The organism is Alteromonas sp. DYW1, assembly GCF_059752595.1.
Genome location: NZ_CM186038.1, coordinates 3,557,015 through 3,569,794, shown reverse-complemented (window position 1 = coordinate 3,569,794; position 12,780 = coordinate 3,557,015). Strand labels below are relative to the sequence as shown.

Below are 12,780 nucleotides of genomic sequence, written 5' to 3'. Positions count from 1 at the left end.
ATTTAACGAGTGTCATGGTGTAACGATATTAAACAGACCATCTGGCTTGTCTAGCAGGCCAACAAACGTCAATAAATCAAGTTTGCTACCGGTTATCTCCAGTTCGTTACCAAACAACGCATCCCGAATGTTGGCATCGCCCACTAGAATATCGACAAACATTGGAACGGTGACGCTGATCACGGTTTCAGCCAGAGTGTTGGCGCTCACTGCTTGGTGATGAAGAACCGAATTGTTCACGGTCAAAAGGTAATGCTGATTTAGGTCAGTAAAGTTTACCTTAATGCTTAATTGCACACCCTGAGCCTTTTCTCCATTCAAACGCACGGCCATTGTGGTAAAGAAGTTTTCTACATCAGTATTAAGCAAAATATCCTTCATCGCCCTTGGTTCTATACCCTTGGCTGGCTTGCCGTTGCGCAACTCATTTGCCGCACTCAAATAAACACCGCGCCAAGGCGCAGACTCCGCTTGATAACCGAGTTGGTCGTAAACTTTGGCCAGTAGCGCTTTTGCAGAGAGGTTATCCGGTGCGGCAAAGACAGCGTGATTAAGTAATTCGGCTAACCAACGGTAAGTCGCATTCGCAGCATCACCATCAGCTTGATTGGCTTGCTCAAACTGCTCAGTTGCGGCGTTTACCACCGCATCTGTGCCGCCCATCATTTGCATATAGCGTTGCGCCGCTGCAGTTTCTGGCAGAGGGTGCAGTTGTGCGGGATTGGCATTGTACCAGCCTAGGTAGTATTGGTAGACCGCCTTGGCATTATGTTGCACGCTGCCGTAGTACCCCTGATTATGAAAATTTTGAGTTAATTCTTGAGGTAATTTTATTGTATTGGCTATTTCATTCGGCGTAAAACCATGATTTATCATGCGTACAGTTTGATCATGGATATATTTATAGGTGTCTCGCTGTTGTGCCAGAAAATCACTGATTTGCGCTTTTCCCCAAACTGGCCAATGATGGCTGGCAAAGTAAACTTCTGCATCGGCAAAACGTTGACGCGCCTCGTCGATATAACGTGACCACAGCATCGCATCTCTAACTTTAGCGCCGCGCAATGTATATAAATTATGCATATTTCGGCTGACCAACTCTGCTCCACAGAAGGCTTTTAGTTGGGGAAGATAGAAAGTAAATTCAGCAGGAGCTTCGGAACCTGACACTATTTGAAAGACAAAGGTTACTCCATCAATGCTCAGCGTTGTGTTATCGGATGATATAAGTTGCGTCGGTCGCTGATAGCTAAAAGTGCCAAAGGCGGGTTGCTTACCCAAACCATTGCCTACATGGCCTCTTTCATCAACCGCAAGATATTTACCATACATGTAGCCTGCCCTGCGTCCCATAGCCACACCCGCGACAATGTTTTCGCTTGTCGCCTCATGGTCAAATCCAGCAGGTGCAATTATTTGGAGTTCACTTCGTTCCTGCGCAGTCAAGTGCTGTAATATGCCTTTAACACCGCCAAAGTGGTCAAGATGACTGTGCGTGAAAATAATCGCTTTGACGGGCTTTTTACCCAAATGTGTTTGTGCGAATAAAAAAGCCCGACTGGCGGTTTCGGTAACGGTCAAAGGATCAACGATGATCCAACCACTATCCCCCTCAATGATTGACATATTGGCCAAGTCGTAGCCCCGCAGCTGATAGACGCCCTTAGTAACTGAAAACAAACCGTGTATATTATTCAGGGCAGCTTGTCTCCACAGACTCGGATTAACGCTATCCGGTGCATTTTCGCCTTGTGGATCGATAAACCCATAAGCATTCATATCCCATATCACCTCTCCTTGCTGGGCGGTAATCAGTAAATCGGTGTCCTGTGCCACCAAACCTTGGCGGGCAAGCTCAAAGTCGGTGGTATTCGCAAAGGGCCGAGATGCATAGACAGCTTGGTTCGCTTGAATTGTAGCCGGAGTGGCTGCGGTGTGACCGACTGAATTGGCGTCAGGCTCAAATGCAACCTGCTCTGTGCATCCGGTAAGTGTCTGCAGCAACAGGAAAAAACTGAACCATTTAGGCAGGTGTTTTGATCGAGTCACGTGCATACCTCATGATGCTCGAATTGGCGATAATTTGAGCTAGTATAGAAACTTCAGTATTATCCATCCAATCAATATTTTATATTTGTAAAATCCATGAAGCTGAATTTGAAGTCTATCGACCTTAACTTGCTACCTGTATTTGAAGCCATTATGGAACATGGTCAAATCAATCTCGCCGCTGAGTATTTAGGGATGAGTCAACCCGCGGCAAGCGCCGCCCTGCAACGGCTTAGGGTGACCTTTAAAGACGACTTATTTATTCGAACCCGCCAAGGCATGTTACCAACTGCAAAAGCTAAAGCGATGTATGAGGGTATTCGCTCTTCATTAGATGGACTGAGAGTAGAGCTCTCACCAAACCAAGAGTTCAAACCCGAACTCTGTGAACACAAGTTTAGCGTTATGGGGGGCGATTATTTTGACATGATACTGTTAGGTGAGTTGCTGACCCAACTTGAACATTTAGCACCGCTCGCGACGATTGAATCCAGTGCATTAAACTTTGATGTCGGATTGGAGCTACTAGACAAAGGCCAACTCGATTTACTACTGCACTATGACAAATCACTAGCAGCGTCTTTTCCAACCCGCAAATTATGCCAAGAATCTCTCACTTTGGTGATGTCAGCCCAGCATCCAAAGGCGCATCAAGTGATAGACGAATTCACCTTTTTTGAATTACGCCATGTCGTGCAACCACAGATGAAAAGTACCATTAATCAGCTTGATGCAATCTTAGGCAGGCGACTAAACGAACGCCAGATTTGCGCACGCGCTTGTTCAGCTACGTCTGCGGTGATGGCGATAAAAAAAGCGCATTGCATCGGGGTTTTGCCCCGTCGACTGGCAACCCTATTAGCCGAACATTTTGATCTGTTGGTCAAAGACTTTCCACTTGACTCGCCCCAGATCGATATTTTTTTATCCTGGCCAAGATTTTCCGATCAAGAGCCTGCTCATCAATGGCTGCGAGAGCTTGCTTTTCACTGTTTGAAATGAGCGCATTTTCAATGCAACGACGCTCATTACGATTTACCAAGTGTTTGCAAGGTAGTGAGCTGAGGAAAACACTTACTGCTGACCATGGGCCCTCACGTCAGATTTGAAGCGCTCAGCGTTTTCTCGCTCTTGAGCTGCAACGTTGCCTTTACCAAAAAATGCCCAAAACGGCTCTGGGATTTCGAGTGCACGCTGGGTAGCAGGGCGAGCGTCGATTCTATCAAACCAAGCCTGCAGGTGCTCCAAACCATCAACACTTACGTTTGCCCAATAGTACGCACGCGCCCAGGTGTATGTGGCCATATCAGCAATCGTGTACTCGTTATTGACCAAAAATTCTTTGCCTTGCAAATGGGTGTTTAACACTTCCATCAAGCGACGACTTTCATCCACATAGCGCTCAATCGCAAACGGTACCTCGTTTCCATTCTTTGCGGCAATGCGCTGAAAGTACATCGCTTGTCCCATCATTGGGCCAATTCCCCCAATCTGAAACATTAACCATTGCAGGGTTTTGGACTTCTGATCCGGCTCAGACGGTAGGAATTTGCCATATTTTTCAGCTAAGTACCAAAGAATAGCGCCAGATTCAAAAACAACAAAATCGTTATTGGAGCGATCGACGATAGTCGGGATGCGCCCATTAGGATTAAGTTTCAGGTAGTTTGGCGCTTTTTGCTCCTGCTTTGAAAAGTCAATATGAGTTAGGTCGTAATCGACGCCGGCTTCCTCTAGGAAAACCACTGGTTTCCAACCGTTCATGGTAGAGGCTGTATACAGGTGAATATCTAAGTATAAGTCGAATTAACGCTATACACTACCCATTATTACAGCTGTCTTTAGGTTGTGATTGATTTTTTCGAAAGGAGGTGTGTGGTGATATTTGTGAAAATGACGCCCGTTAATAGCTTATGTTAGCAGTCCTTAGGTACTGAATGACGAGAGCTACGCGCAATCAGCCCTGCCATGAATGGCCTATGCCCCAAAATCGAAGTCGCGTTGAACGGTAAAGTATTCATCGTACTGCTCATCAGGAGGCGCTCGTAGGGGTGGAAATAACGCCACTTGAGTCGATAGCGGGTAAATTTTGTCTAAATGCCCCAGTATTTTTTGAATAACAACAGTGTCTATAATGCAGGCAATTATGGTGACATTATGTTTTTGACATTTTTCGCACTCGGTTATGTCAATATTGAAGACTCTTTTTAACCTTTGCGCCCACGACATGCTACGGGCATGGTAGGGTTTATTTGAACCCTTCAAATGCTCTGCTAAACGAGGGCTGTTCTTTCCCCGTTGTGAGGCTGTTACTTTTGCCCTCACATTGCTGTTAGGTGCAAATACCCCATAAAATCGAGTCAGGTTAAGTCTAGGTGGAGGAATGAGCGCTACTAGTTTGCCAATGAAATCAATTGGGTTAAAGAATACATGTGTAGTGCCATCTCGATACGGCGTTTTCAATTCATAGCGCACTTTCCCATGGTCTGTCATGTTTAAACGTTGCTCACTAATTGCGGGGCGACTAATGTAACGGCATAGCCTTTCTAATTTCTCTGGCTCGTCGGCATCAGCAAACACTCCCGCATGCAGCGAAAACCCGCTTGTATTGGCTAACTGACCATATTCACCCTTGGAGCTTGAAGGTAAGGTTTGTAGCGTAAATACCTTTTGACCTTGTTGTGGTCCCATAGCAATGCGATAGCTTACGGAGGCCCCTTGCAACTGCAATAGACTATCTTCATCATCAATAGGTAAGTTAAGAAAACTGTTTTCTATGTCGCGCTCCACTAACCCCACTTTCTCCAAATAGTTGGCAATGCGACAGCTAATGGTGTGCACTAGCTCCACCATGTCGCTATGGGACGGCGCTTTGATGCGGGTAAAAGTTGTGCCACCCCATGGATTTTCACTAATCGCGCCTTCTAAGAACAACATGTGGAAATGGATGTTTAGATTAAGGGCGCTACCAAATCGCTGAATAAGGGTAACTGCCCCAGTTTTCGCTTGTTTGTTGGTAAAGCCTGCTTTGTTCACAATATGCGTGGAAATGACGCGATGAATGATTTGCATCACTTTGCTTAATTCACTTGGGTTTCTTGCTAGCAACAGCCGAAGTGGAATGGGTAAGCTTAAGACCCACTGGCGAATTGGATAACCAAGTAATACATCATCTACAAGAAGCGCGGCACTTTCTGCCATTCTTCTGGCTCCGCAGCTAGGGCAGAACCCGCGTCGCTTACAGCTAAAAGCGACTAACTTCTCATGCTTGCAGTCGCCACATACCACGCGTAAAAAGCCGTGCTCTAGTCGACCACAACGCAAGAACTCATCAAACTCACGCTCAACATATTTGGGTAGATTCTTACCTTGCACCGCTAAGTTATCGGTAAACTCAGGGTAGTATCGTTCAACTAATTGATAGAGTAGCGTTGTTTCAGGTCGATGGCGCTTGTATGTTTCACTTTGTTGCTTTGCCTGCACATTTGTTCATCCCTGAATTATGTACCGACGAGTGTGGCAAAAAGAGTACCAGTTTACGACTGGCTGAGTGTCCGGTTGCGGATGGCAACTGCCAGTCAAAAACGACCTCTTCAATGCCTCCTTATGGCACTGAATGATCATTCCAAGCAGCAGAAGTGATCACTGTAGACCAGCAGAACCGATCACTCCTATCAGCCCCACCATTAAAAGTCTATTTGAACAATTCTTTAATTATGAACCTAATTAATGTAGTTAATTAAGTGTATGAACTTAAATGTACTTTGACATATAAAGTTCGACTCATTATGATGTGCACTAAAGGTATAACTTTAGTACAGGTTCATAGGAATGGCTTTAATTGGATTTGCAAGGGTAAGCACACAGGAACAAGACCTTGCCTCCCAAGTGCAAGCATTAAAAGACTTTGGGTGTAGTGAGATATTTTCGGGCAAGCAAAGCGGCAACTCTAAAGATAACCAATCTAAGCTTGAGGAAATGATCCGTTACATAAGGCGGGGTGACGTGGTGTGCGTTACTAAGCTTGATCGCCTTGGCCGAAGCTTGAAAGGAATCATGGATGCAATTGACGATATCCACTCTAAAGGCGCCTCTCTAACAACCCTGGACGGTGTAATCAATAGCGCTGACGACTCTCCGTTTGGCAAAGCAGTTCTCCATGTTATTGCCGTTTTCGCTGAGCTTAATAAAAGTCTCATTGTTAAAAATACTACCGAGGGTCGCCAACACGCCATCGCACAGGGCAAACATATGGGGAGGCCTAAAACCATATCTGACCGCGACAGAGAAAAGATCAGAAGACTTGTGAAGTCCAAACAAAGGTCGCAAAACCAACTTGCTAAGGATTATGGAGTTAGTAGAACAACAATCAAGCGAATCGTTGAAGGGGGTTAGGATGACTAAGAAAGCAGGTGAGTTAAACAGGGAAAAGTTCATTGCTTGGGTAGATGAAATGAAATCACAGGATTCTCCTGATTGGAATCGATTCTTCTACGACGGCAAATTATCCCCAGCTGCTGTTGCGGCAGAAATAAAGATTGGTAAGGACGCATTTAAAAGAAAAAACAACCCCAAATTGCGTGAGATGTTCGATGAATTACAAGATGAGCTATCGGAAAGTGGTATCTATCACAAGCGAATTTCACGGTTGAAAGTAGAAGAGGTAGTTGAAAATCAACCGTCTGAAAACGTAGAGGAGGTTACTGATTCGGCCAAAATTAGGGATCTAAAAAGGGCGAATCGCCGATTGCAAAACGAGAATGCAAAGCTGGCCGCAGAAATCGCTAAGTTGTCAGAGTTTAAAGAAGTGCTAGTTGAGATGAATCTATGGAAGTAAGCAACGAAGCGTTTCTTGTGCGATTGACGCAAATTTATCAATATTCTCCAGACGCAGTTCGGCTGGGTGCTCAATTTGTTTACGCTCAACGTGCCGGAGCGCACCGCATTACAATACTTACCACTCAAGATAAACTCAATTTTGAACCAAGGATTGGGCAGCAATGGGAAATCGCCAAAGAGCTTAATCATGTTATACGGCAGCAACCAATACCAGGGCATCCAAACAAATATCTCCATCATTGGCGATTTATGGAACCCAAGCTTAAATGTGTCATGCCTGATAGCGGGAGAGGTTTTGTAGAGTTCGTAAGTAAGGACAAGAAACTGTTTCCTGGTATTGGCCCTGTCCACGCTCAGACTTTATGGGATGCATTTTCCAATCACTTGTTCGCAACGTTAGAACAAGACCCAGACGCACCTTATGAACACGATAAATCGATTTCAAACTTCGAGGCGTTAAGGGCTGTTCTCTTAAGTGATGAACGCGTAAGAACGTTATATAAAGGCATGTCAGCTTTTAATAACTTGAAATATGCAAGTCAGTTCGTGGAATGGGAAATTGAAGAGCCAATTCAGCGACAACTCTTTCGATTCGCAGATAAAGATGCGACTACTTTTTTGAAGGAAAACCCATATAGGCTTTTTTCATTAGGGATGCGTTTTCATAAGGTCGATGCGATTGCGCAAAAGCATTTTAATGTTGCAGATCAAGACGAGAAAAGATTAACGGCTATTGTCGAAGAAGCGCTTAGGCAATGGAGCGATAAAGGCCATACATTAGCTGAATGGGATGACATAAAGCCAACTATCAGAAAGCTTCTCAATAATGATCTTCAGTTAGTTGAGAAAGCACAAGAACTCAAAGGCGATATCATTGGTTTCACAAAGCAGGATGATAAGTATTTTGTCAGTGGCAACTTCATATTTGAAAAAACTATCGCTAAACGGTTCTCTAAGCTTCGTAATATAAAACGCCATTGGCTTGATGAACACGAGCAAGCTTATAACGCAATAATCCCTGAAGGTTGGGTGTTAGAAAAAGCGCAAGAAAAAGCGATAAGGAGAGCATTAACCAGTTATGTTTTTGCATTGAGTGGAGGTGCAGGTACAGGCAAAACAACCACTACTAGGTTCATCGTAGATATTTATCGTCAACTCGGCTATACCATTTATCCAGCAGCCCTTTCCGGTAAAGCTGCAAGGCGTCTACAGCAATCTATCGGCATTAAGGCCAGTACAATAGCTCGACTTTTAAAAGAAAAGAATATTGATGGAAATAATTGTGTATTGCTGATTGATGAAGCTTCAATGGTAGATGCTTACACTATGTGGCGATTGGTGACACTGTTTCCAGACCGAGCAAGAATAATCCTCGTGGGTGACCCTCATCAGCTCCCTCCTATTAATGCAGGCTTTGTACTCAATGACGCTATTAAAAGTGGCGTCATCAATCATGTTGAGCTTGATGTCGTTAGAAGGACTGGGGTTAATAGTACAGTCCCTGCTTACTCTAAAGCAATTCGTGATGGAGTATTGCCAAAATGCTTAAGTACGGCAGACATCCACTTTCAAGAACCCGCCGTTAATGTAGTTGAAGATGCTGTGCAAGCATACAAGAATTACGAGAGCGCTATGGTAGTAGCTCCGACAAATGCGACGGTAAGAATTGTCAACGAAAGACTTCAAGAAGAAATCAATCCTAATGGGGATAAGCTGGACTTAACTGGTATGCCCGTAACCAAAGGGAATTACACATTTAAAAAAGGCGACCCAATTGTTATTACTCTGACTCGGTATGCAGATGACGTACAGAACGGGATGCTTGGCAAAATAATCAGTGTGGACGCTAATGAAGAACATGCTTGCACTGTAGAGTTGGAGGATGTTGATAAAGACGGTAATTCGCGTGTATTAAACATTGATTGGGATTTGTTTGAGTATGTCGACCTCGCCTACTGCTTAACACTACATAAGCTACAAGGTTCTCAAGCGAAGAATGTTATTGTCCTGCTGGAGCGAGGTCAGTTGCTTGATCGCAGTTGGCTATACACAGCTGTTACACGAGCGGAAGATAAAGTTAGAATCATTGGTCAAAAGTCAGATTTTGAGTACGCAGTTTATCGAAAAGGGGCATCCTATTTACGTAAGACAGGCTTGGTAGAAATGTTGATTAATGAGTGTAAATCACCATAAAACAAACAAAAAACAACAATTATTAAACATTATGTGATTTAGATGTTTATTTTTAAAGTAGGGGGAGTTAACGCAGGTCTTTATTAGAGACTGTAACTAATTTTGTGTAACTGCTAATCACATCATACTCTATTGAGAGTTAAGGATTGGCAGATGCAAATGAACAAAAAAGAGCTTGAAGCTTTCGCAAAGGAAGCGGCCAAAGGCATTAAAACGCCTGAGGACTTAAATGAATTTAGTCAGATGTTGAAGAAGATCACCGTTGAAGCGGCGTTGAACGCTGAAATGGATGAACATCTTGGCTATGAGAAACACCATAAATCGACCGCAACAAACAGCCGCAACGGGAAAAGCAGCAAACGGGTTAAAACCGAAGATGGCGAGTTTGAACTTGATACGCCTCGCGACCGTGATGGCTCTTTTGAACCCAAACTCGTCAAAAAGCACCAAACTCGTTTCACGTCCATGGACGATAAAATTCTCTGGTTATATGCGCAAGGCATGAGCACCCGAGAAATCGTCAACGCCTTTGATGAATGGTATGGCGCAGAGATATCACCCACACTGGTTTCTCGTGTGACCAATGCCGTTATCGAACAAGTGATTGAGTGGCAATCTCGCCCACTGGATGCAATTTACCCAATTGTTTATCTGGATTGTATCGTAATCAAAATCCGGCAAGACAAACGAGTCATCAACAAATCCATCTTTTTGGCGCTGGGTATCAATACTGAAGGCCACAAAGAGCTGATGGGCATGTGGATAGCTGAGAACGAGGGTGCCAAGTTCTGGTTAAACGTCCTGACTGAACTTCAGCAGCGAGGTGTTGAAGATATTCTCATCGCGTGCGTGGATGGTCTGAAAGGCTTTCCTGATGCAATTAATACGGTCTTCCCTCAAACGCATATCCAACTCTGTATCGTTCACATGGTTCGAAATTCATTAAAGTACGTTTCGTGGAAGGATTACAAAGCCGTAACCGCTGATTTAAAGCGTGTATACCGTTCAGCGACTGAGGACGAAGCCTTGCTTGAACTGGAACGCTTCAGCGATACCTGGGACGACCAGTACCCACAAATCGCCAAGTCTTGGCGTAACCATTGGCAAAATCTGAATACGCTGTTCAATTACCCTGAAGATATACGCAAGGCCATCTACACAACCAACGCGATTGAGTCGCTCAACAGCGTGATCCGTAAAGCCATCAAGAAGCGGAAAATCTTCCCCAGTGATGATTCTGCAAGAAAAATGGTTTACCTTGCGATCAAAGACGCCAGCAAGAAATGGACGATGCCCATTCGAAACTGGCGTCAGGCAATGAGCCGTTTTATGATTGAGTTCGAGGAGCGCCTCGAAAAGCACATTAACTAAATGGCAGTTACACAGAATCTGTTACAGGCTCCTTTATTATAAAGAGTTTTCAACTCCACTGCCCCTGCTTTGTGCTGTAATTTGTTATAGATAACCTTTCTAGAGTTCACCTGAGACATATTCTGTAAAGAATTCTAATTAAGCCCTTATTTTTAAGGGCTTTTTATTTGTCTGCTAGACACCTGTCTAAAACTGCCTCTCACACGGGATCCCATCGTTATCCCCATCCATTTTAGTGTTTGGGCAATTGCGGAGGAAGAACTCAGCTTCTTCACGCGAACGCATTTGACTGCAGTATTGCCTACCGTCGCATTTAAAAGAAGAAGTTTCTTGTTCAAAAGCAACCACAGGCAATTGCTGCGCAGTATGCTTTACGTTGGATTCTTCCACACTATGGTTCACATAAACACGATAACCAATAGTAACCAAGAATATGGCAATAACAATTTTCTTAAACATTTAGATTCATTCCCTTGATCATTTTAAAACTTCGCAGCTTGGCATATTAGCCCTTTAATATAAGCGAAGTCGATTTGGTCTCGGCTTTTGAAGTTCACATGCCTTCTGAATTTGCCGGAGCCTTTAAGAATCTTACGTTCGTCATTTAATTGCGGGCCATTACTGAATGACAACTGGACGTGAGCAGAATAGACAAAGACGCCACAGAACTGCCCCTCTTTTTCTTCTGGCTTTAGAGTGAAAAGCGTCCCTCCATATTTACTGACGCGATTGCTATCAGGGACACAGCTTGTAATAAACTCCTCAAGCTCACTTGCGATAGAGGTTAATTCCATTGAGTTATTGTCCATAAATAAGCTTCCTTTTCGAAGAATGCTTTGCGTCTAACATACCAACGAACCGAGGGTGTGAGCTTTATTGGCTTGCTATATGCCAACCACGTTTTCACATGCTCATCACTATGCGTATGCTGAGTGAAGAATAAATTGTAGCTTAGCTATGGCAGACCTTTACTATTTAGCCGCACCAAAAAGGCAACAAATTTAAGCCTAAAAAGTGATTTGTTAGAAAAGGCTCAAAGCTTGAAAGTTAACTTGTCGGTAACTCTAGAGCAAGCATTAAGCGATAAACTTAAATTTGTGGAAGCTGAAAAGTGGAAGCGCGAAAATAACGCTGCGGTAGAAGCCTACAATGAATTTTTAGCCGAGAATGGTAGTTTAAGTGATGAGTACAGGGATTTTTGATGCCGCAATTTGATGTATACAAAAACCCAGTAAGAAAACGAGAGAAACTTATCCCTATTTAGTGGACGTACAAAATCCAGTAATCGAACAATTGGCAACGGGCTTAGTTGTACCATTAGCGAATGTGAACGCTAAATCCAGCATGATGATGAAGAAATTAACGCCCGCATTTGCGGCTGGTTTGCAGCGCAGCGGAAAACCAGTCCGACAACATGCGCTTGTCATGCCAATTACTATTGAACAATATTGAGAACCCTAAAAGCTTCCAATGTAAGCTTTTTCCTCAACGCCAAATCTGAACGTTTCTCTACCTCAATGTGGTTTGCAAAAAACCATGTCTGATTGTTGAAAACAAGATAACCTACATACCATCCGTCTTTGCCAGACCAGCCAGTCTTTGACCAGATTTTAATCTGACTGTTGCTCTCTGACAGCATAATGTTCTTCAGTGTTTTAATATGTTGTTTCTGTATTGGTAGATTCTCCGCATACAGTTTACGCAAGAAACTAATTTGATCTTTCACAGAAACCCTAAGATCACCATCGAGCCAAAATCGTGTAATCTCGCTACCGGTTAATTGGTTTCCGTAGTCAAAATCTTTAAGGTACTTATGATATTTTAATTCGCCTACTTTTTTAGCATAGCGCTGATAGCACCATACACATGAGTACTGAAAGGCTGTTTTTAGAGTTTGATCTTTGTTCCATGGAGCGAATTCGCGTTCTACACCATCCCAAGCGATGACTTCAGAAGAGTCCTTAATCAAACCCTCCTCTAATATGATTAGAGTATTTGGAATTTTAAATGTTGAAGCTGGGACAAAGCTTTCTTCATCGTCAACGTTGTATTGATACTTTGTCTTGCCATTGGCAGATTCAATTAGCATTGACCCATTAATATTGTTAGACCTGTAAAGACTCTCTATCTCATTCTCTATAGCATATATGTTAGCTGATAAAGCCCATATAACTAGTAGTCCCAAATATTTCATGCCTGTCCTGATTTTAATGTGCGCGTGGCATAACTGCTTATTAATACGACCTCATAGTAACACCCCTTTCCCGTGAAAACCCTATTCTAATGTTTTCATAGGAAAGACCGCGTGCTGCTTGAATTGCGCTCGTA

At 43.6% G+C, this 12,780-nt stretch carries 12 protein-coding genes and 1 pseudogene; 7 read left to right on the top strand and 6 right to left on the bottom strand.

The annotated features are described in order from the left end of the window. Positions 1-12: 12 nt before the first annotated feature. The gene (locus AC121Z_RS16250; RefSeq protein ID WP_498125346.1) at positions 13-2,055 is read right to left on the bottom strand and encodes an alkyl/aryl-sulfatase; all 2,043 of its coding nucleotides are present in this window, start codon (positions 2,053-2,055) and stop codon (positions 13-15) included. Positions 2,056-2,145: 90 nt separating this feature from the next. Between AC121Z_RS16250 and AC121Z_RS16245 the strand changes: the two genes are divergently transcribed. Beyond that, entirely contained in the window at positions 2,146-3,051 is a 906-nt protein-coding gene (locus tag AC121Z_RS16245; RefSeq protein WP_498125344.1) for a LysR family transcriptional regulator, read from the top strand. Positions 3,052-3,123: 72 nt separating this feature from the next. Here the strand turns inward: AC121Z_RS16245 and AC121Z_RS16240 are convergent, their stop codons facing one another. Beyond that, positions 3,124-3,813: a glutathione S-transferase family protein gene (locus tag AC121Z_RS16240; protein WP_498125342.1), complete on the bottom strand. Its 690-nt coding sequence runs from the start codon at positions 3,811-3,813 to the stop codon at positions 3,124-3,126. Between the two features lie 213 nt (positions 3,814-4,026). Further along, on the bottom strand, positions 4,027-5,532 hold the full coding sequence (locus tag AC121Z_RS16235; protein ID WP_498125341.1) for a transposase: 1,506 nt from the start codon (positions 5,530-5,532) through the stop codon (positions 4,027-4,029). A 348-nt stretch (positions 5,533-5,880) separates the two neighbouring features. On the opposite strand from AC121Z_RS16235, the gene AC121Z_RS16230 reads away from it, so the two are divergent. The 4 genes from AC121Z_RS16230 (at position 5,881) to AC121Z_RS16215 (ending at position 10,452) form a co-directional block, all read left to right on the top strand. Then, on the top strand, positions 5,881-6,444 hold the full coding sequence (locus AC121Z_RS16230; RefSeq protein ID WP_498125339.1) for a recombinase family protein: 564 nt from the start codon (positions 5,881-5,883) through the stop codon (positions 6,442-6,444). Between the two features lies 1 nt (position 6,445). Further along, positions 6,446-6,886 (top strand): VPA1267 family protein, encoded by a 441-nt coding sequence (locus tag AC121Z_RS16225; RefSeq protein ID WP_498125338.1) that lies wholly within the window; start codon positions 6,446-6,448, stop codon positions 6,884-6,886. Beyond that, positions 6,877-9,081, top strand: coding sequence for an AAA family ATPase (locus tag AC121Z_RS16220; protein WP_498125337.1), 2,205 nt, complete (start codon positions 6,877-6,879; stop codon positions 9,079-9,081). Before AC121Z_RS16225 ends, AC121Z_RS16220 begins: the two co-directional genes overlap by 10 nt. 159 nt (positions 9,082-9,240) lie before the next feature. Continuing rightward, a complete protein-coding gene (locus tag AC121Z_RS16215; protein ID WP_498128131.1) occupies positions 9,241-10,452 on the top strand; it encodes an IS256 family transposase in 1,212 nt (403 codons plus the stop codon). A 186-nt stretch (positions 10,453-10,638) separates the two neighbouring features. On the opposite strand, the pseudogene AC121Z_RS16210 reads toward AC121Z_RS16215, so the two are convergent. Together AC121Z_RS16210 and AC121Z_RS16205 are read right to left on the bottom strand one after the other, a co-directional pair. Continuing rightward, positions 10,639-10,770 (bottom strand): annotated as a pseudogene (locus AC121Z_RS16210) (excalibur calcium-binding domain-containing protein); the annotation flags it as partial. A 164-nt stretch (positions 10,771-10,934) separates the two neighbouring features. Continuing rightward, the gene (locus AC121Z_RS16205) at positions 10,935-11,261 is read right to left on the bottom strand and encodes a DUF1801 domain-containing protein (protein ID WP_498125336.1); all 327 of its coding nucleotides are present in this window, start codon (positions 11,259-11,261) and stop codon (positions 10,935-10,937) included. A gap of 231 nt (positions 11,262-11,492) precedes the next feature. Here AC121Z_RS16205 and AC121Z_RS16200 point away from each other — a divergent pair, with 231 nt between their 5' ends. Together AC121Z_RS16200 and AC121Z_RS16195 are read left to right on the top strand one after the other, a co-directional pair. Further along, complete coding sequence (locus AC121Z_RS16200; protein WP_498125334.1) at positions 11,493-11,654, top strand: type II toxin-antitoxin system CcdA family antitoxin; 162 nt, start codon at positions 11,493-11,495, stop codon at positions 11,652-11,654. Positions 11,655-11,715: 61 nt separating this feature from the next. Beyond that, a complete protein-coding gene (locus tag AC121Z_RS16195; RefSeq protein WP_498125332.1) occupies positions 11,716-11,904 on the top strand; it encodes a putative type II toxin-antitoxin system PemK/MazF family toxin in 189 nt (62 codons plus the stop codon). Here AC121Z_RS16195 and AC121Z_RS16190 read toward each other — a convergent pair. Next, entirely contained in the window at positions 11,888-12,646 is a 759-nt protein-coding gene (locus AC121Z_RS16190; RefSeq protein WP_498125331.1) for a penicillin-binding transpeptidase domain-containing protein, read from the bottom strand. The two genes, AC121Z_RS16195 and AC121Z_RS16190, sit on opposite strands and share 17 nt — an antisense overlap. Positions 12,647-12,780 lie beyond the last annotated feature (134 nt).

Bases quoted from the DNA above. Each gene is read 5' to 3' on its own strand.
- AC121Z_RS16220 (WP_498125337.1), top strand. From the start codon at position 6,877: ATGGAAGTAAGCAACGAAGCGTTTCTTGTGCGATTGACGCAAATTTAT.
- AC121Z_RS16225 (WP_498125338.1), top strand. From the start codon at position 6,446: ATGACTAAGAAAGCAGGTGAGTTAAACAGGGAAAAGTTCATTGCTTGG.
- AC121Z_RS16250 (WP_498125346.1), bottom strand. From the start codon at position 2,055: ATGCACGTGACTCGATCAAAACACCTGCCTAAATGGTTCAGTTTTTTC.
- AC121Z_RS16215 (WP_498128131.1), top strand. From the start codon at position 9,241: ATGAACAAAAAAGAGCTTGAAGCTTTCGCAAAGGAAGCGGCCAAAGGC.
- AC121Z_RS16190 (WP_498125331.1), bottom strand. From the start codon at position 12,646: ATGAAATATTTGGGACTACTAGTTATATGGGCTTTATCAGCTAACATA.
- AC121Z_RS16245 (WP_498125344.1), top strand. From the start codon at position 2,146: ATGAAGCTGAATTTGAAGTCTATCGACCTTAACTTGCTACCTGTATTT.
- AC121Z_RS16205 (WP_498125336.1), bottom strand. From the start codon at position 11,261: ATGGACAATAACTCAATGGAATTAACCTCTATCGCAAGTGAGCTTGAG.
- AC121Z_RS16230 (WP_498125339.1), top strand. From the start codon at position 5,881: ATGGCTTTAATTGGATTTGCAAGGGTAAGCACACAGGAACAAGACCTT.
- AC121Z_RS16240 (WP_498125342.1), bottom strand. From the start codon at position 3,813: ATGAACGGTTGGAAACCAGTGGTTTTCCTAGAGGAAGCCGGCGTCGAT.